A 17,926-nucleotide genomic window follows, 5' to 3' on the forward strand; every position below is an offset into this window, starting at 1 on the left:
TTTATTTTCAAATAAAAAAGGCGAAGTTATTCCCATATGCTTGAATGTGGGAATTCTCGCCTTTTTTCACACTAACTAGCAAATGCATACTGTAATGAAATGATAAAATCAAGATATGAAAACCATTTTTTCTTATTTCTTTTTATTAGGTATGCTATAGCTGCTGTTCCAAGCAATGCTAGATATAAAGTCCAAAGTATATCTATCATGTCTTTATAACCTCTTGTTGTTTTATTTTAGAATGACTATTTCCTCCCCTGAAATATAACAAGGTTCTCAACTCTTTGCAAACGAATATACTCATTATTTTTTAAATCTAACCGAAAGAAACCATAAAGATAGGCTGCCTCTATAAAAGAAAGTCCAGGATAACATACTACAGCTTCATTTGTGTATGGATTATCCATTATCACTTGCCATTCTCCAGTTCGATTGTTAATTGGAATCTGTTTCAATACTTCATTTTTATATTGCACAATTTGTTCTAGCTGAGGCCAAATATTCGCCCAAGAAGGACTAAATTGTTTTGGATTTGGAAATATAGTTTTAGCTTTATTAAGCAATTTTGTAGCTTCAGATATATTTGTATCATCATAGGATTTAAGCTGATCTTTCATCCAGTACAAAAAATGACTAAAGCCGGAATACCCTTTTTCTTTCATTTGTGCTCTGACAAAATCATATTCAGGTTTAGATTTTGCTGTTTCAAAAAGTTCAATTAAATTTTTTTCCGCTATTTTCACATTCTCACCCATGTTCATAAGTATTTTATTTAAAATGATATATGAAATGCATAAAAAAGCAAGTGTTTTCAATTATTAGGTTTAAAAAATACTCATTGTTGATTTTTTGTACAGTACGCATAAATAAAACCGCATGAATCAATGTTTATAAATTTGATTTCATACGGTTTATTCATTTTAATTGGGTTTTGTCTAAGCCTCTTGATGATACGCATTAACAAAGTTTATGAAGAGAAAGGAGTCAAAAATTGTTGAGTCCAATAATGTCTATAGTTGCTATTAGAACCATAATAATACCCTACACCGATTTGAGTATAATTGCTTGATAATATATTTGCTCTATGTCCGGAACTGTTCATCCACCCATTCACTACCTTTTCAGGAGTGTTTTGACCAGCAGCAATATTTTCTGCAGCTGCACGATAATTCAAGCCAAAGGATTTCATCATATCAAATGGTGATCCATAGGTCGGAGAAATATGATCAAAGTATTGATTAATAAGCATATCTTTAGATTTAATATTTGCTACATTGCTAATATTCGCATTTAATGTTAAAGGAGTTAGTTTATTATTTACTCTTTGCTCATTTGTTAAGAAAAATACTTCAAATTCAAATTCATCTGGAATATATGTATCACTTTGGATATATTCATATTGTTGGAAGCTGGATTCTTTAGAGGTTAAGGTATCACCTTTATCCATTATGACTGTTGAACGCTTCTCATCCCATGAAACTTCATATCCGAATGCTTCTCCTGCTGCTCTTAAAGGTATCAAAGTTCGGCTGCCTATTAATTTAGCCGTTGTATCTATTTTAGAAATTTTACTCTTTGACCCAGAGTTTTGATCCATTTGATGAACAAATTTAGAATCAATTTTCATAATCACTACTTTTTGTTCATTTCCTCTATGTAATGTTGAAGTAATGGTTGCCGAATTGTTATCCCAATCTACTTTTGCTCCTATTTTTTCAAAAACACCTCGAAGTGGAATTAATACTCTATTCCCATCAATAATAGGTTCTGAATCTGGGAAATTCACTTTTTCTCCATCTACAATGACTGAGATATTTGTGACTGCAAGTGAAGACGAAGGCATGATTAATGATGACAATAGTATTATGAGTACAAACTTAAACTTTTTAATCATCTTGTAAACTCCTATTCATGTTTTATTATAGGAACATACATAATATTTGATTAGACAATGTATCTTTGTTCATCTGAAAATGATATTATCAAAATATACCAAAATGATATAGGTTTCGGTGATATCTCACTAAATTGTTATGTAATTGAATATGATAAGTGTATAAATCAATCTTTATGTATGTTAACTATATAACTAGTATAACATTCGTAATAGTAAAATGAAGTTGCAATTAACTTGTAAAATATAGAATCAATATACATATTATTGATTACATTTCAGGATTTTGAAAAAAAGTAATAAGTACTATATTTTATTAAAAAGGATCAATATGGAAGGAGTTCAAAGAAATGAAAACAGAGGTTTTGTCACTTCAATCAAATGATTCATTTTTTCATGTGAAGTGTTGGATACCAGAAACAGAACCAAAAGCGGTAGTTCAAATTTCACATGGGATGGCCGAACACATTGAAAGGTATGATCGTTTTGCTAATACACTGGTTAATGAAGGCTATGCTGTTTTAGGGAATGATCATCGAGGTCATGGAAAAACAGCAGTTAATAAAGAAGACCTGGGATTTTTTGCTGAAAAAGATGGCTGGAAGTTAGTAGTAGAAGATATGCATACTTTAAATTTGATGATTAAAGATAAATATCCAGACTTACCTGTTTTTATATTTGGTCATAGTATGGGTTCTTTTTTAACTAGAAGATACATCCAACTTTATGGTAAAGGATTAGATGGTGTAATTTTATCTGGAAGTGGGGGAGATGGAGGATTATTAGGTAAACTAGGAGTACATATTGTTAAATATGAGGTGAAAAGAAAGGGAACACGCGGAAGAAGCCCAAGAATGAATAAACTGATATTTGGCAGATTTAATAAAAGCTTTCATCCAAATCGGACAGAATTTGATTGGATTTCAAGAGATGAAAATGAAGTTGATAAATACGTTGAAGACCCTTTCACAGGGGGTGTGTGTACAGCAAGTTTTTATTATGATATGTTATTCGGAGTGCAGGAGCTGCATCGAATGGAGAATATTCAACAAACTCCTAAGAATTTGCCAATATATTTTATAAGTGGTGATAAAGATCCATTAGGTAATTTTGGAAAGGACATAAAAAAAGTGGTCAGTTTATATCAAAATTCAGGAGTAAAAGATATTTCTTATAAAATATATAAGGATGCCAGACATGAATTATTGAGTGAATTGAATTTTGATGAAGTGACTCATGATATTATATTTTGGTTTCAGGAAAGATTAAATAAAGAGAGGTAATATATAATGCCTAAAGTTAAACTTGGAGTTAAAGATGGGAAATTAGCCGAATGTCCAAATTCCCCCAATTGTGTATCGACTCAGACAATGGACGAATCGAAAAAGTTGGAGCCTGTTCCTTTTACGATTTCTAATAAGAAGGCAATGGATAAAATAATAAAAGTTGTTGAAAAAATGCCAAGAACGAAAGTTGTGATTCAGGATAATAATTACTTACATGTAACCTTCACAACAAAATTATTTCGTTTTGTAGACGATGTTGAGTTCTACCTTGACGAACAAGAAAAGGTGATTCATTTCCGTTCAGCTTCACGAATGGGTTATTCTGATATGGGTGTGAATCGAAAACGTATGATTGAAATTACAAAAAAATTTCTTGTTTAAAATGAGAATTCAACAAAGATGACAATATAAAAGCCCCCATAAATAAAGATAAGCAGGGGCTCCTATTGATTAAGTTATTTTTTTTCCCATAGTTTATATAATGCTTGTGTTCCACGATCTTCTTCACCTAAACTAGCAAGCTCATCGTATAATTGTTTTGCTAATTTGAGTCCAGGCATTTCCATTCCCATAGCTGATGCTTCTTGTAATGCAATTCCCATATCTTTAATAAAATGTTTTACAAAAAAACCAGGTTCAAAATCCTCTTTGATGATCCTTGGAGCTAAATTGCTTAAAGACCAACTTCCTGCTGCCCCAGTGGAAATACTCTGCAGTACCTTTTCTGGATCAAGTCCAGATGTTCGCGCATATGCAATGGCTTCACAAATCCCGATCATATTGGTGGCTATAGCGATTTGGTTACACATTTTTGTATGTTGTCCTGCTCCTGCTTCTCCTTGTAGAATGATGTTTGCTCCCATTTTTTCAAGTATCGGTTTACAAACCTCAAAGGCTTTTGCTTCTCCTCCTACCATAATCGTTAAACGAGCATCTCTTGCTCCAATATCACCGCCTGAAACAGGTGCATCTAAAGAAAACAGGCCCTTTTCCTTAGCATGTTGAGCTATTTTTTTGGCTAATGTAGGTGTAGATGTAGTCATGTCGATTAGATAAGTACCTTTATTAGCATTAGAAATAATTCCGTTAGGACCTAAATAAATAGATTCTACATCTTGGGGATATCCAATCATTGTAATAATCACATCGGCTTGTCTAGTTAATTCTATCACTGAGTTTTTCCAAGTTGCACCTTGACTTATGAGATCAGCAGCTTTATCTTTCGTTCTAGTATAAATATGTAAGTTATAGCCTGCTTTCAACAGATGACCTGCCATGCTTTTTCCCATAACACCTATGCCAATAAACCCGATCGTTAGAGTGTTTTTTACATTGTTCATAACTTCTCCTTTTTCTACAAATAAGTTTTAAATTTTATTAATTTGTATTAGTATATTCTTTAACTATATTTTTGACAAGATTGTTCCTATTACAAAATCATAAAAGAGTTTGCCGAACCGATGATTTTCATTTGTTCGTTAGTTTGGTTATCTAATCTTGTAGATGTAACCCATAAAAAAAATTATACTCAAGGATCCAACAAACTCTATACACCATCATATGTAAAGAACGTCCTCTTTGTATAAGACTTTCGCCTATAAAAAGCTTATAAAATGTAAAATGGTGATATGACCTACTCATATATGATCATTAGATGTCATTACAAGAATGTCAGCCTATCGCAAATGAGTTTTTACAATTGTTGGTTTGAATAGAATAAAAGTGGAATATATGTTGTTTTTCACGATGGAATAATTACTACACACAGGCTAATATTAGGGGGGAAATGTATAAAAATATAAAGAATAGATATAAGAATGCATTAGAAAAAATTTATTAAGTCTTTTTGATAAAAGAACCTATATAGATGGTCATTATGATGTAAGTAAAGTTAACTAGTGTTTTCCTACAACATGACAGGGAAAGCATCTTTTTATTTAGTTCGAAAAAGGAATTGTATAGAACAATTGATTAGAAACATTGGTCGTAAATATATCGAAGATCGTGACGAAACTTAGAAGCGAATGAAATTGATTGCAAGAGTAATTGAACTGTCTTCACATTTGAATAATAATCAACTAGCAATGGTCATATATAACCACCATTGTATTATTTTTAGGAGGTATAAAATGAAAATCTCAGATAAAAGTATTATTTTATTGAAATAAGATAATTAACACATTTTATCAAAAAATAGTAAAATTGATTTAGATGAGTCAGGTAGTTGATCTTTGTGTAATTCAAAGATACAGATTTAAGTGTTTTTACAATTATAAATGATGTGTGTTAATGAGAGAGTTTTATAACTCAAAAAAGAAGAAAATTCGGGGTTGGAAAAGACATAAGAGAAAGATAGAAATGATAACATAAAAGAACTTCAAGAATATATAATTGAGCATGGTATAGATCAATTTGAATTTAAAAATTTTAATGGAGAAGATTTATTTTTAATTGGTAGTCCAAATATAGCCTATTATCATAAGGTTGAAATAAACTTCATGTCATTAGATTTTATTAATTGTCCTATAAGATATTGGTCATATAATTGTCTGAAGTAACGATATAATATAAATTAATTATGGGGAGAAGGAGAATGAACTATAATATAGACGTATTGTTGGAAAATAATGAAGAGTTTTTATCATTTTTACAAAAAGAAATTAGAGAATTTAATAAAGGATATAAAAAATGAAGTATTTATATGTGGAATGGATGCATAAATTTCTTGATGAACCTATAGTTCTTATTTCAGAACTTGATGAAAATCGATTTGAACAAAGGAAAATTGAAATATATAAAGATGGTAAAGCTGGATATGCAATAAATAAAACTGAGATTCATGATACAAGGCTTTCTGTCGATTCTATACCAGAAATTCATAATATAGCTTTAAATAAGAAATTTAAACCCAAATACATTAGTAAGAACGATTTTACGCGAATTTGGAATGCTAAAGAAAATTATAAGGTAGTTGAAATTGATGTTTCTAACATTATGATTGAAAAGAAATAACATAAAACACTTAAAGAAAAACTTGATTTTCCTGATTTCTACGGCGAAAACTGGGACGCTTTCTGGGATGCAATTACTGGTCTTATTAAAATGCCTAATATGCTGATATTTTACGGTTGGAACCTATTTGAGAAGAATCTACCTCCCGAATCAAAAATATTAAAGGATTACCTTAATGATTATAATCAAGAGTTAGAAGGCTTTCCTTGCAACGTCTTATTTCATTAATATGTTATGTGTTCTTTAATAATGAAAGCTTTATGGTACACTTCTAGAAGAAGTGTGCTTTTTACATTTTAAGGTCATATTGTGGAATAACGACATGTTATATACTATGGTATATTTCCTATAAGAGAAGAGTGATTAATCCATTTTTTGGAGTGTTCAGTTTATTGAAATTTTAAATAATTATTGTTAAGCTAAAGGGCAAAATTATAGAGTGATGTTAACAGTCATTGAATTGTTAATGTTAATAAAAGTATTCTGTTAAAGAGATAGTTGAAGAAGGATTTTATTTTTTATTCAAGTTACAACTCAGTATCTTACATGAGGAAAGGATTATATAAGATGAAACAAGTGTTAGAAAAAATAATTTATTTTGGCTTAACCGTAGGTATTTTTATTGTTTTATGGAGAATAATGGGTGAATTATGGGAGACTTTTGTGCCGTTGAATTATAAAACTAACTTAATAGGAATGTTTTTTGTAACACCAATAATAATAGTACTTTCATTTATTTTATCGAGCTTGTGTTTTAAAGTTATAAGAGATTCTAAATGATATCAGTTTAATTTAGGTTTTTTGAATTAACGAGACTAGGTTTATCTCGAAATTAAAATCTTTTTCATGAAGAATTAATGAATAATAGCATAACTAGGTCTGTAGAGGGTGATATAATGTTAATTAAATGGATTGTATGTGATGTACCTAAAAATAAAAAAGTAGACTTTTCTAATGCTCAAGAGAAATGGGGCTCACTGGCTAATATAGACGGGTTTTTAGGTCAAATTGGTGGCTGGGACTTAAATACATCTTCAAGAGCAGGGATTATATCTTTTTGGAGAGATCAATTATCTTATCATAAATTCATGGATCAAGAGCATGATAAGATTTTTAAAGAAGGAAAACAAAAAGATACCTATGAACGTATTTTAATAGAGATATATGATAAGAAATTTAATATTAATAATTACCAAATTACGAAGTTTTTAAAAGAAGCTAAAATTATTCGGGTTGCAAATTGTGTTGTTAAAGAAGATAAACAAGAACACTTTGAAAAAATGCAAAAAGATATATGGAATGAAGAAATGTCTAAATATCAGGAAATGCTAGCAGGTGTTTTTTGTATAAACGACCAACATAAATACTTAATTGTTTCATTATGGGGGAGTGTAGAAGCACATCAATTGTATGTTGAACGAACCCTGCCCTTATTAGTTGAAAATTCTAAATTAGAAGATGACTTAATTAAAATTAATGGAACAGTATTAAATTTAGATGACAATTGGAGTGTTATTTGAAAAATTTTTCAAAATCAATAGTAGGAAAGATTGATATTAACGATGTGTATAATACCAATGAAGAAAATCAAAATATCAGAAAATAGATAGTTTGATTCACTAGATAAAGGTGTGATTTTATCGTATAGATAGTATGTATCAATAGTTGGTAAAGGGGTGTGCAAGTATGAAAAATAAGAGTATTTGGGTTTTGATATTAATAATACTTTTAACGGCATGTGCAGAAGAAGAACGGTCTATTGGGATTGTAGATCAAACTATGTCTTTATCATATGAAAATGAAGATATCCAAAAGTTATCATTTTCTTTCATCGTTAACTCATCACAAAAAATTAAAACTGTAAAATTAGATATTGTAAATGAAATTAAGAATCGATTAATGGAAACTAATATAGAGATCTTAAAGATGGATGAATATCATTACAATTTAAAAGGGTTCTTACTTATCAATACAGAAGATATGTCAAAAGAGGATATTGTTTCTTTTGATACATTTATTAATAATATCATTTTAGAAAATATGGACGGAAGCTCTGAGGAACTAACTGTTAAATAACGATTAGATAAAAGAGTGATTTTATCGCAACACATGTTGTACAATGGTTTTATTAAAACATTTGTTTGATTTATATGCAAATCCTTATACTGATGATATGGATTATTAATTATTTTGAAGAATAGTTGACAAAAGGAGGCAGAATCATGGGAGTGGACTTTCAAGCTATATTTACACATTCATATAAATTAAGTGAGATAATAAAGTTACCTGCCATTTTGAATGAAAATAAAACCCTTCAACAAATAAATGATAATACTACAGATAAATGGCGTTGGGTGGATACAGATTTAGAGTTGGTATTTAATAGGGAATTATTTATTGATTTAGTTGGTCCCAATGATCTGGATATTACATTTGGTAAAAATCTTTGTGTTTTATATCCTGGATATAGATGGAAGCAATTTATTACAAATGAGCATATTCAATTTAAGTTAAGAAGAATATGTTATGAACTCTCTCATTTATTTGAAACTCCTTTGTATGTACCAGAAATTTATGAATGTGATGGCTTCGTAATGGATGGCAAAACAATGGTAGATGTAAAAAGTTATATGTATAGACGACTGGGTCCACCTAGTCCATCTATTGATGTAATTATTGAGAAGGAGAATGAATTTGAAGAGTTTCATGGATATGAACATGGTTATTTGATTGATGATTTTAGAGATTTTAAAAAGGGTTAATCTAGAAAACATAATAGGGAGAACCATGATATGAGTGAATTTACAGCAGGAAGTTTAGCATTAAAGAAAAGCATGCAAAAAGTGGAGCAACATTCAACTGTTACTTCTGTTCAAGAGATAAATGATAACTGGATTGTGTTTATCACTAATGATACAAGTGTGAGTGATATTGTACCTGAAAGTGTATTTGAAATTTCAAAAGAATTTCCAATTCTCTATTTTTTTAATTTCGAGGATCATTGTTGGGGATATTATATTATCTTACAAGGAAAAATAGTTGCCAATATCTCTTTTTCGTATGAAGAAGAAAATACTGCAGTAGTAAGGTTAGCTGAGGAAAGGCATCCTGATGAAGATATAATGGAGCTTCTTTACATCGAACCAAACGCAAAAGAGCTTTATAATAAGTTACTATTCGAAGTAAAAGATAATCCTGAATATCTTAGAAAAATAGAAGAGCAATTAGAAAATAAGAACGTTGAGTTCTTTAAATTATTTAATATACCTGATGAAGTTATTACAAAATTAGAATATATTTTATCCGCAGAGTATTGGAATAACTTAAAAAACAAGCATGACCTAGTTGAAGAGTTTAAACAGTTACTTGAAATTAATGAGATGAGATGGATTCGTTCAGACCGAGTGTAGATAGAATTTAAATTTAAAAATGAATTAGATCAATAAAAATATTGAATTATCGAGACTTATTTAAACTAAAATATCTAGATAAGAAAAACTCTAATTTTACTTTGAGTATACCATCTTTCATTGACAGTGTCATTTCCATATGTTACCTTAAAAAAGTATTACGTTTAACTGTTACAGTTCAATTTAAAAGGAGATGTTTTTAATGTCAGATGAGATTTTTAATCCACCAAGTAAACCAACAGTTGAGGACACACATAAAAGAGCAACTTTTCTAATTCGAAATGACCTCATAGAGAGGTTAAACGAAATTGTAAAGGGTGAAAAGAAAGGTACAAAACATAGGCTTGTTAATAAAGGTATTGAAAAAATACTTGATGAGTACAGTGAAAAACAACTATCAAAAGATGAAGAAAGCGAATTAATATTTAGAGAAACTATTAAAAAGTACAATATAGATTTAAGTAAAGAAGATGAAAGAGAAAAGCTAGATACTTTGATTAAACTGTCCTTTAACATTAGATAAAACAAGAATTTTATCAAATGAGTTCTTATAATAAAATAATAATTTACATAATCATGAAAAGAGGTTGTTTTAAAATATGCAGAAAAAACCTTCAAAGTTGTTATTTATAATGATTGCAGTATTAGTTGTAGTATTGCTGTCATCTTGTCGAACAAGTACCGATACGGAAGAACCAGAAATCAAAATTTTATCTGATTCAAATGAAGAATTAGATAAAATTTATTACGGAAATTTAAATAATGAAGAACAGGAAGAGATAGAAGAGAGACTAAAGGATTTTATGATAGGTAAAAGATTTATTGATTTACCATTAATTGATCATGGCGACCAATTTCTAATCGAAGCTTTAAATTTTGAATCAGATGAATTTGAAATTTTTGAATATGTAATGGATGAGAGAGGTAATATTATCTCAGATTACGATATAAAGCCAGTGAATATAAGCACTAAAAGAGAAGGAAGGATTGGTATATATTCATTTGAAGAAAGACATGATTATGAAAAGTATCAAAAATATGCAGTAGAAGGAAAGTTGATACATAGCTTATTGATTAGATGTGAAATTGATAATGCTTCTTTTGCATTTTCTACACTTGTATTAAGTGTTATTGAATAACTTGTACAACAAAGCGACTTAAAACTGGGAACTACCAGTCTTAAAACGGTAATTTTAACTGATGAAAAATAAAGTGAAGGGATAGGCAACTATGAACACTAAAAGACGACTTAAGAAGAGATATTTTATTATATTTATTACATTTATATTATTCATATTAGTTATCCCTATTTTTATAGGTGGGTACTCAATTTCTGAATCGTTAGTAGTAAGATATTCCTTTCCAAAAATTGATGATGGAGAAATTGTTTATGAAAAGAAATTTGAAGATGATAAGGTTATTGTCTGGAAAACGGATAATGAAAGTATTATTAAACTGATAGAAAGAGAATGGGGTGTTTTTTATCGTTCGAATTATTTTGGTGTAATCCATACTTTGACACCAGATAAAAAAATGAGATTAACAAGGTCAGTCAGAGGATATAATCATAAAAGTACTCTTATTGGAGCTGAGATTTTAGATAAAGAAATAGTTAAAGTCATTGTAAGTATTCATGATAGACATAAAAATATATCATCTTTAAGTGAAGCAAAAGAGAAATCAAATGTTTATATAGAAATGGATGTAAAGAATGGATACGCAGCACATTATAGTTATTTAAATAGTACTAATGTTGGAAGCTTTACTTTCCTTGGATTAAATTCAGGAGGGGAAGTAATATCAATTAACTAAATTTGAAATATGCAATAAAATTCGGATTTTATAGTAGAGCAATATGAATTTTTAAAAAGTGTTATTTAAAAATACTTAATTAAAGAAAGGATAAAATGGAGATTATAGGTTTTTTAATAGTTATTTCATTGCTTACATTTTTTTATTTTAAATATCCGAAAGTAACTGTAAAAAGCAGAGTATTGATTAAAGAACTGGATTATTTTAAATCGATGAATGGGGAGAAGATGAATGTAACTAAGATCATTTTTCTTTTGGATGATTCAAATAAAAAAGTTACATTACGGGTATTAAGTCAAAAGAAGTTTGAGGAAATTAATCAAGGTGATATAGGAATTCTAACTTATAGAGGTTTGTTTTTAATTGATTTTAAAAAACATTGTAACTAAAGAATAGATACATATGGAGGAAACATAATGGAGTATTTACAATATTTATTTTATTATATTGACAGATTAAGTAATATTTTTATTTCTTTTTTTCAAGAAGGGATATGGGTTATTGGATTTATGTTTTTACTGAATAAGACATTTGAAAGTAAAAGATTAATTAATATATCAAAAGTGGTTACTATAATCGTTTTAATTTTCTTGTTCCTAGATTTAATTATTATGCGTCTTTAGGCAGAAAAGGTGGAAATTATGAAAAAATATTTAATTTTAAGTATATCTATCGTATTTCTAGGTATTTCTATTATAATTGGAACTTCTAGAATTGCAGATGCACTTTTAAATGATGGTAAAGAAGATGTAGATGTAGTGACAGCAGCAAATTTAATTGTAGATGCATTAACAAAAGAAACAGAGAGCGCCCAACTATTAAGTGAATCTGAATTAGTAGAGTATTTAGGTATTCAAGAACATCAAATAGATAGCTTGGTGCCTAAGGATGGGAGAGGCATTGAACTACCATATTTAAGAATTGGGGATCAATATTACTTTCCAGTTTCAGCTATAGATAAATGGTTGCTTGAAACTGAAGGAAGAGCATTTTTATAAAATTGGGATTTTATAGGAGGAAAACAAATGAAGAAATTAAAATTCCTTATAATAATACTGATAATAATAGTAATATCTGGTTGTAGCGAATATAATCCATCACATGATGATATTAAAGTAGATGATGATATTAGCGAATATAACCCATCAGATGATGATATTGTTGATATACATGGTGAAATAACCAATATTGATATATTTATGCGATTTATTGAAAATTTTAATCAAGGAATTAAGGATGAAATTAAAATTGTAAGCTATACTGTAGAAGGAGACGCAATCCTACGAGATCTTGAGTATGATGGGGAAAATATTATTACAACAATTGATACTACAAGAGATCGTTATGGCAAAAGACATGTAAGTACTTTTATATGTAAAACAATCATAGTAGAAGAAACAGAAGAGATGAATCATTACAAGCATTACCTATTAAATGGTTGTAATCAGGAAAATATTGATACTTCTATCTTACTTATTCAGAAGTAATTGGTTCCAATAAAATATTACTTTTATCGTAAGAAGAGAAGGAAACAGAGACTTATCTCTGAATCCATCTAAAGATTGAATAAATTCTTCTTAGAGTAAAGGTTAATTTTTAATGTTCAGGATATCCAGTTATTTTTTGAATAGATTCATATAAAGGTGTTAATTTTCTATACATTTTTTGATAAACTTGGCTATAAAGATCATCGTATATTTCCACGTTTTTCTGAATAGGTTCAAAAACCTGCGCTTTTTTTGTCATTTCTTTGACTGCTGTATCAATATTTGGATGAAGTCCTGCCCCTACTGCAGCTAAGATGGCCGCCCCTAAACCAGAGGCTTCACTAACTGCTGGTCTGATTGCTGGTAAATGAAATACGTCTGCTGTAATTTGCATCATTTTATCACTGTTTGAACCTCCGCCACATACGATCAATTCTGTCATGGGAATTTTTGTGCGCTTTTCAATTCTCTGTTTCCCTTCACGTAAAGAGTAGGCTAAGCCTTCAAGAAGAGCTCTATAAAAGTGCCCTTTAGTATGGACTCCACCAAAACCAATGACAGCACCTTTTGCATCAGGACGTGGATATCTTATGCCAGGTGACCAGAATGGTTGGAGTACCAACCCTAATGATCCTGGTGGAATATTAGAGACTAGATCATCTAGTATTTCTTCTGCAGGTACTCCTAAATTACTTGCTAGTTGTAACTCCTCGTTAGCAAATTGTTCTTTGAACCATGAAACCATCCAAAACCCACGGAAAGTTTGTACTTCTAGGTTATATTCTCCTGGTGATGCACTTGGATAAGGGGGTATGAGTTTTATAGGTTCAAGGTATTTTTTTGAGTTAACATTGATTGTTGCCGTAGTACCATAACCTATACTTCCTTGGTTTGGATGCAGACACCCTGTGCCAAGTACTTCACAGGCTTTATCAGTAGCTCCAGCGATAACAGGCAATCCTTCAGGTATTCCTGTTTGTTTAGCTGCTTCTTTCGTAATCACACCTAACTGCTCACCTGGTTGAACTAGATTAGGTAACATCTGTTCCTTGACAGGTATAGCCTTCCATTTCCAGTGTGATTTCTTAGACCATGTAAGTTTTTTATAATCAAATGGAAGATATCCAACTTGACTCCCGATAGAATCAACAATATCATCAGTTAATTTATAATTAATGTATCCAGAAAGCATCAAGTAGTGGGAAGTTTTATCCCAAATCTCTGGTTGGAATTCCTTGATCCAATTTGCTTCCGCTTCTGCTTGAAGATAATGTAATGTTTTATTGAGGCCTGCTAGATGAAATAGGAGCTGCCAAGCTCCTCCAACCTTAGGCAATTTCGTAGATCTACGTTGATCTAACCAGAGTATAGCTGATCTTAAAGGATTTTTTTCGGCATCAAGATTTACCATTGATCCTCTTTGAGTTGTGAGACTTACAGAAACAATGGAATCTTTGTTTACTTTACCTTGACTAAACAGTTTTTCTGAAGACTCAGCAACACACTTCCAATAATACTCTGGATGCTGTTCAGCCCAACCTGATTCAGGAGAATAATACGCAGGACTATAAATCACTCTGGCAAAATCTATAAGACGACCATTTCCATCAAACACAAGCGTTCGAACACTTTGAGTTCCAATATCTATCGTTAAAACGGTTTCATCCATGGATTGGATCTTCCCCCTTTTTTATTTCCTAATCCTCCTCTGTGATGAAGAGGGATAACCCCTAGATTGTAACATATACTCTATTCATTTATGCGAGCATAATTTTAGGTTATTTTAGTATTAAATCAGGACTGTAGTTATTTTTCCATATTTTATAGTAACGAGTTACTTCATCATTCCAACGTTCCTCATCCCAGTTTAAAACAGGTAGAATCTCTTCTTCTAAGCGATTTATTATTTCTCTTCCTCCAGAAGGTAATAACATACCAATTCGTACTCTTCGCAGTAATAGATCATCTAAATGAGAGATTGATTCATGTCTTGCTGCCCATCGAAGCTCTGACCATAATATATTCGTACTAGGTACAAATTCACAACCATTTTCTTCAATTTCTTCTATAAAACTATCCCATTCATTTCCGTAACGTCCGTACAACCGACGTGTCATGGATTCTCCTAAGTGGGACTGGAGTATTGTATGACCTGTCATATTTTGTTGTGCATCTTGAATTTTATTATGATGTTCATTTACATGGGTTATTTGTGGTTTAATTTTATCTAAGACTTCACGAGCTAATAAATCGAAGGTAGTTAGTTTCCCACCTGTTACTGTTAACAAACCGTGCTCTTCCCATATACAATGATCTCTTGATTCCTTAGAAGGATCTTTTTTACCTGTATGAATGACGGGTCTTACCCCTGCAAATGTTGATAAAACATCCTCAGCTTTAAGTTGGAATGAAGGAAACATTTCATTTAGGGCTTCTAGTAAGTATTTTCCTTCTTCAAAACTTATACTCGGTTCTACATTTAGAGATTCTTTATGATCAATATCTGTTGTTCCAACTAAGGTGACACCTTCCCATGGAAGTGCATAAATATAACGTCCATCTTCTGGATGCGTGAAGCTGATGGCCTGCGCTAGTGGTAAACGCCAATTAGGAATAATTAAGTGACTTCCACGTAAGGGGCGCATTTTTGGTATTTCACCAACCTGAGCTCGGAGTTGATCTACCCAGACACCAGTTGCATTCACAACTATTTTCCCAAATACTTCTTTTGTTTTATTTGATACTATATCTTTCACTGTGACTCCACGCACATGGCCATGTTGATCCCGACATAATTCTTCAACTGAGCAATAGTTTATTGCAGTGCCCCCTAGTAACTCTCCATCTTTTAACACTCTTAATACTAGTCTTGCGTCATCTGTTCTTGCATCATAATATTGTAACCCTGTGCTTAGACCTGATTTTCTAATTCCTGGTGCCATTTTGCTTATGTTCTCAGAATCGTAACTACGATGGTTTTTTCGATGTGCCATCATGTCATAAAGGGTTAAACCTGCTTTTAACAAAATAGGGTCAAACCGATTTTCCTCATAAAACGGCATTAAAATGCCAAGAGGTTCTACCAGACCATCACATTCACTGAGTAACTTTTCTCTTTCATGTACAGAATGCCAGGTTGTTTTCAATTGACCTTGTTTTAAATAACGTAAACCACCATGTACTAGTTTACCAGAACGACTGGATGTTCCCCATGCAAAATCTTTTTTTTCTAACAATAAACAGCGTAGCCCTTGACTAGCTGCTTTTCTCAAAATCCCAGCTCCTGTAATTCCTCCACCGATAATGATGACATCCCAAGGTTCACTTAATCGATCCCAGACTTCTTCGCGGTTATTCATATTTAACACTCCTTAAATTAAGTGTTCGTAAAGTTTTGTTTTATTATAATAGCTTGTCGTTATTCATCCTTTGTTCAGGATCAAGAGTATGACAAAGAGAACGGATCATTTCCATGCCTAGTTTCGTTTTTTCATTTTCAAGGTAAGGTTGATGATCAACTCCAACACCGTGTTGATGACTTATCGTTCCACCATGTTTAACTATCGCTTCACTTGCAGCTTTTTTTAATTTTTCCCAACGACGTTTCGTTTCCTCAGGATTATCACCTATACGGAAAAGATAGGTCGTATAAATGCTAGAGCCATGTGGGTAAATATGAGAGAGATGAGTATATGCAAATACACTTTCATTCATATCTTGTAAACCTTCTCTTAATGCACTTTCAATAGATTGAACTGTTTCTGGCACTCGATTCCATGTTGTTGCTGTTTCTAAAGTATCTACGGCATAACCTTCCTGCCATAAACTATTGCGTAAATATGGAGAACGAAAGCGGTTTTTTACCCATTGTTGCCCTGGTTTGGTACCTACAAGAACCCCTTTGTATTTTTTAATAATACTTTGTGCTTGGTTCAGTGCGGATTTCACACTTTTTTTAGTTCCAGTAACACCATAAACAAGCATACATTTTTGCTCATTTACTCCGTTCATTTTCAACCATTTATCTAACAAAGCGAGCACTTTGCTTTCTCCTGCCATAGTTAAGGTAGAAATCGTTTCTTCAGGTAAGCTTAAACGCATCATTGAAAGAGGAATGCCGTTTTGGGCAATTTGTCTAATGGCTGCCATTCCTTGCTCAGGAGTCGGGAAAAATGCTGAATAAAATTGTTCCTTTTGTGGTAATGGAGATATTTTAACGGTTGCTTTAGTAACAATACCTAATCTGCCTTCAGAGCCTAACACAAATTCTCGTAAATTTGGTCCAGCGGCTGATGCAGGCAAATTAGATATTTCTAACCTACCTACTGGTGTTTCCATTTCTCCACCAACAAATAATTGTTCAATTCTCCCATATTTTAGTGATTGTTGTCCTGCTGAACGTGTAACAATCCATCCACCAAGAGTGGAATATTCAAATGACTGAGGGAAGTGTCCTAAAGTAAAACCTTTTGCTTGTAATGCTGCCTCTAGATCAGGTCCTTTAATACCTGCTTGAAATTGAGCAAGGCATCCGTCTTCATCTAAATCTAGTAATTTATTCATTCTGCTTACATCTACTGTGATAGTAGGTTTGTCTCCTTCAAGTGCTGCTAAATGACCTACAACACTTGTACCTCCACCATAAGGCACAATATGTGCATCTATTTTTTTTGCAAATTGAAGCAATTCTCGAACTTCTTGTTCATTTAAGGGAAACGCTACTCCATCAGGATAGGTTGGTATTGTGCCACTTCGAATGGCATTCCAATCACCAAAACTTTGACCAACAGCATGACGAAGTCTTTCCAGTGGATCCGTGTTTATAAGATGATGCTCAGGTAAACGAGATGCAGGTACATTGTTAATTGCTTTTTCTAATGATATATCTTTTGGTTTATTACTAGGACCTAATTCATTTTCTAAAAATTTTTTTGCAGATTCAGGCAATTCAACATTTACAGATTCATCGCCCCAGCCATTCCATCTTCTCAATTTAATTCCCCCTTGGATAATAATAAATAAATG

Annotated in this window: 21 protein-coding genes and 1 pseudogene; 15 read left to right on the top strand and 7 right to left on the bottom strand. The window is 31.5% G+C overall.

Annotated features, from left to right (window positions below):
* Positions 1 to 71: 71 nt before the first annotated feature.
* The 3 genes from VQL36_RS09410 to VQL36_RS09420 form a co-directional block, all read right to left on the bottom strand.
* On the bottom strand, positions 72 to 209 hold the full coding sequence (locus VQL36_RS09410; RefSeq protein WP_349249063.1) for a hypothetical protein: 138 nt from the start codon (positions 207 to 209) through the stop codon (positions 72 to 74).
* 36 nt (positions 210 to 245) lie between these two features.
* On the bottom strand, positions 246 to 755 hold the full coding sequence (locus VQL36_RS09415; RefSeq protein WP_349249064.1) for a hypothetical protein: 510 nt from the start codon (positions 753 to 755) through the stop codon (positions 246 to 248).
* Between the two features lie 212 nt (positions 756 to 967).
* Positions 968 to 1,894, bottom strand: coding sequence for a stalk domain-containing protein (locus VQL36_RS09420; RefSeq protein WP_349249065.1), 927 nt, complete (start codon positions 1,892 to 1,894; stop codon positions 968 to 970).
* A gap of 350 nt (positions 1,895 to 2,244) precedes the next feature.
* Here VQL36_RS09420 and VQL36_RS09425 point away from each other — a divergent pair, with 350 nt between their 5' ends.
* Together VQL36_RS09425 and VQL36_RS09430 are read left to right on the top strand one after the other, a co-directional pair.
* Positions 2,245 to 3,177, top strand: coding sequence for an alpha/beta fold hydrolase (locus VQL36_RS09425; RefSeq protein ID WP_349249066.1), 933 nt, complete (start codon positions 2,245 to 2,247; stop codon positions 3,175 to 3,177).
* Positions 3,178 to 3,183: 6 nt separating this feature from the next.
* Positions 3,184 to 3,561, top strand: a complete 378-nt coding sequence (locus VQL36_RS09430) for a DUF1499 domain-containing protein (protein ID WP_349249067.1) — start codon at positions 3,184 to 3,186, stop codon at positions 3,559 to 3,561.
* A 74-nt stretch (positions 3,562 to 3,635) separates the two neighbouring features.
* On the opposite strand, the gene VQL36_RS09435 is transcribed toward VQL36_RS09430, so the two are convergent.
* Complete coding sequence (locus tag VQL36_RS09435) at positions 3,636 to 4,520, bottom strand: NAD(P)-dependent oxidoreductase (protein WP_349249068.1); 885 nt, start codon at positions 4,518 to 4,520, stop codon at positions 3,636 to 3,638.
* 1,348 nt (positions 4,521 to 5,868) lie between these two features.
* Between VQL36_RS09435 and VQL36_RS09440 the strand changes: the two genes are divergently transcribed.
* The 13 genes and pseudogenes from VQL36_RS09440 to VQL36_RS09500 all read left to right on the top strand — a co-directional run bounded on the left by VQL36_RS09440 (position 5,869) and on the right by VQL36_RS09500 (position 12,901).
* Entirely contained in the window at positions 5,869 to 6,192 is a 324-nt protein-coding gene (locus VQL36_RS09440) for a DUF6881 domain-containing protein (protein ID WP_349249069.1), read from the top strand.
* A gap of 12 nt (positions 6,193 to 6,204) precedes the next feature.
* Positions 6,205 to 6,420 (top strand): annotated as a pseudogene (locus VQL36_RS09445) (barstar family protein); the annotation flags it as partial.
* A 668-nt stretch (positions 6,421 to 7,088) separates the two neighbouring features.
* Complete coding sequence (locus VQL36_RS09450) at positions 7,089 to 7,712, top strand: YdbC family protein (RefSeq protein WP_349249070.1); 624 nt, start codon at positions 7,089 to 7,091, stop codon at positions 7,710 to 7,712.
* 166 nt (positions 7,713 to 7,878) lie between these two features.
* A complete protein-coding gene (locus tag VQL36_RS09455) occupies positions 7,879 to 8,268 on the top strand; it encodes a hypothetical protein (protein ID WP_349249071.1) in 390 nt (129 codons plus the stop codon).
* Between the two features lie 146 nt (positions 8,269 to 8,414).
* Positions 8,415 to 8,954, top strand: a complete 540-nt coding sequence (locus tag VQL36_RS09460) for a hypothetical protein (RefSeq protein WP_349249072.1) — start codon at positions 8,415 to 8,417, stop codon at positions 8,952 to 8,954.
* Positions 8,955 to 8,984: 30 nt separating this feature from the next.
* Positions 8,985 to 9,602 (top strand): hypothetical protein, encoded by a 618-nt coding sequence (locus tag VQL36_RS09465; protein ID WP_349249073.1) that lies wholly within the window; start codon positions 8,985 to 8,987, stop codon positions 9,600 to 9,602.
* 202 nt (positions 9,603 to 9,804) lie between these two features.
* Positions 9,805 to 10,125 carry a hypothetical protein gene (locus VQL36_RS09470; protein WP_349249074.1) on the top strand — a complete coding sequence of 107 codons (321 nt, stop codon included), beginning with the start codon at positions 9,805 to 9,807 and terminating at the stop codon, positions 10,123 to 10,125.
* 76 nt (positions 10,126 to 10,201) lie between these two features.
* Complete coding sequence (locus VQL36_RS09475) at positions 10,202 to 10,741, top strand: hypothetical protein (protein WP_349249075.1); 540 nt, start codon at positions 10,202 to 10,204, stop codon at positions 10,739 to 10,741.
* Between the two features lie 91 nt (positions 10,742 to 10,832).
* The gene (locus VQL36_RS09480) at positions 10,833 to 11,414 is read left to right on the top strand and encodes a hypothetical protein (protein WP_349249076.1); all 582 of its coding nucleotides are present in this window, start codon (positions 10,833 to 10,835) and stop codon (positions 11,412 to 11,414) included.
* A gap of 128 nt (positions 11,415 to 11,542) precedes the next feature.
* Positions 11,543 to 11,803 carry a hypothetical protein gene (locus tag VQL36_RS09485; RefSeq protein ID WP_349249077.1) on the top strand — a complete coding sequence of 87 codons (261 nt, stop codon included), beginning with the start codon at positions 11,543 to 11,545 and terminating at the stop codon, positions 11,801 to 11,803.
* A gap of 27 nt (positions 11,804 to 11,830) precedes the next feature.
* Entirely contained in the window at positions 11,831 to 12,037 is a 207-nt protein-coding gene (locus VQL36_RS09490; RefSeq protein ID WP_349249078.1) for a hypothetical protein, read from the top strand.
* A gap of 18 nt (positions 12,038 to 12,055) precedes the next feature.
* Entirely contained in the window at positions 12,056 to 12,412 is a 357-nt protein-coding gene (locus VQL36_RS09495; RefSeq protein ID WP_349249079.1) for a hypothetical protein, read from the top strand.
* 27 nt (positions 12,413 to 12,439) lie between these two features.
* Positions 12,440 to 12,901, top strand: coding sequence for a DUF4362 domain-containing protein (locus tag VQL36_RS09500; RefSeq protein WP_349249080.1), 462 nt, complete (start codon positions 12,440 to 12,442; stop codon positions 12,899 to 12,901).
* 109 nt (positions 12,902 to 13,010) lie between these two features.
* Here VQL36_RS09500 and VQL36_RS09505 read toward each other — a convergent pair whose 3' ends face one another.
* From VQL36_RS09505 to VQL36_RS09515, 3 genes are all read right to left on the bottom strand, one after another.
* Entirely contained in the window at positions 13,011 to 14,570 is a 1,560-nt protein-coding gene (locus tag VQL36_RS09505; RefSeq protein WP_349249081.1) for an FGGY-family carbohydrate kinase, read from the bottom strand.
* A 109-nt stretch (positions 14,571 to 14,679) separates the two neighbouring features.
* On the bottom strand, positions 14,680 to 16,260 hold the full coding sequence (locus VQL36_RS09510) for a glycerol-3-phosphate dehydrogenase/oxidase (protein ID WP_349249082.1): 1,581 nt from the start codon (positions 16,258 to 16,260) through the stop codon (positions 14,680 to 14,682).
* Positions 16,261 to 16,303: 43 nt separating this feature from the next.
* Positions 16,304 to 17,893, bottom strand: a complete 1,590-nt coding sequence (locus VQL36_RS09515; protein ID WP_349249083.1) for an FAD-binding oxidoreductase — start codon at positions 17,891 to 17,893, stop codon at positions 16,304 to 16,306.
* Between the last annotated feature and the right edge of the window lie 33 nt (positions 17,894 to 17,926).

It is taken from the genome of Chengkuizengella sp. SCS-71B, assembly GCF_040100845.1.
Taxonomy (GTDB): Bacteria; Bacillota; Bacilli; order Paenibacillales; family KCTC-33759; genus Chengkuizengella.

Excerpts from the sequence above, each read along its gene's own strand:
- VQL36_RS09510 (WP_349249082.1), bottom strand. The coding sequence starts at position 16,260 with ATGAATAACCGCGAAGAAGTCTGGGATCGATTAAGTGAACCTTGGGAT.
- VQL36_RS09475 (WP_349249075.1), top strand. The coding sequence starts at position 10,202 with ATGCAGAAAAAACCTTCAAAGTTGTTATTTATAATGATTGCAGTATTA.
- VQL36_RS09455 (WP_349249071.1), top strand. The coding sequence starts at position 7,879 with ATGAAAAATAAGAGTATTTGGGTTTTGATATTAATAATACTTTTAACG.
- VQL36_RS09430 (WP_349249067.1), top strand. The coding sequence starts at position 3,184 with ATGCCTAAAGTTAAACTTGGAGTTAAAGATGGGAAATTAGCCGAATGT.
- VQL36_RS09480 (WP_349249076.1), top strand. The coding sequence starts at position 10,833 with ATGAACACTAAAAGACGACTTAAGAAGAGATATTTTATTATATTTATT.
- VQL36_RS09470 (WP_349249074.1), top strand. The coding sequence starts at position 9,805 with ATGTCAGATGAGATTTTTAATCCACCAAGTAAACCAACAGTTGAGGAC.
- VQL36_RS09425 (WP_349249066.1), top strand. The coding sequence starts at position 2,245 with ATGAAAACAGAGGTTTTGTCACTTCAATCAAATGATTCATTTTTTCAT.
- VQL36_RS09505 (WP_349249081.1), bottom strand. The coding sequence starts at position 14,570 with ATGGATGAAACCGTTTTAACGATAGATATTGGAACTCAAAGTGTTCGA.
- VQL36_RS09415 (WP_349249064.1), bottom strand. The coding sequence starts at position 755 with ATGGGTGAGAATGTGAAAATAGCGGAAAAAAATTTAATTGAACTTTTT.
- VQL36_RS09410 (WP_349249063.1), bottom strand. The coding sequence starts at position 209 with ATGATAGATATACTTTGGACTTTATATCTAGCATTGCTTGGAACAGCA.
- VQL36_RS09465 (WP_349249073.1), top strand. The coding sequence starts at position 8,985 with ATGAGTGAATTTACAGCAGGAAGTTTAGCATTAAAGAAAAGCATGCAA.
- VQL36_RS09500 (WP_349249080.1), top strand. The coding sequence starts at position 12,440 with ATGAAGAAATTAAAATTCCTTATAATAATACTGATAATAATAGTAATA.
- VQL36_RS09420 (WP_349249065.1), bottom strand. The coding sequence starts at position 1,894 with ATGATTAAAAAGTTTAAGTTTGTACTCATAATACTATTGTCATCATTA.
- VQL36_RS09460 (WP_349249072.1), top strand. The coding sequence starts at position 8,415 with ATGGGAGTGGACTTTCAAGCTATATTTACACATTCATATAAATTAAGT.
- VQL36_RS09490 (WP_349249078.1), top strand. The coding sequence starts at position 11,831 with ATGGAGTATTTACAATATTTATTTTATTATATTGACAGATTAAGTAAT.
- VQL36_RS09495 (WP_349249079.1), top strand. The coding sequence starts at position 12,056 with ATGAAAAAATATTTAATTTTAAGTATATCTATCGTATTTCTAGGTATT.
- VQL36_RS09440 (WP_349249069.1), top strand. The coding sequence starts at position 5,869 with ATGAAGTATTTATATGTGGAATGGATGCATAAATTTCTTGATGAACCT.
- VQL36_RS09450 (WP_349249070.1), top strand. The coding sequence starts at position 7,089 with ATGTTAATTAAATGGATTGTATGTGATGTACCTAAAAATAAAAAAGTA.
- VQL36_RS09435 (WP_349249068.1), bottom strand. The coding sequence starts at position 4,520 with ATGAACAATGTAAAAAACACTCTAACGATCGGGTTTATTGGCATAGGT.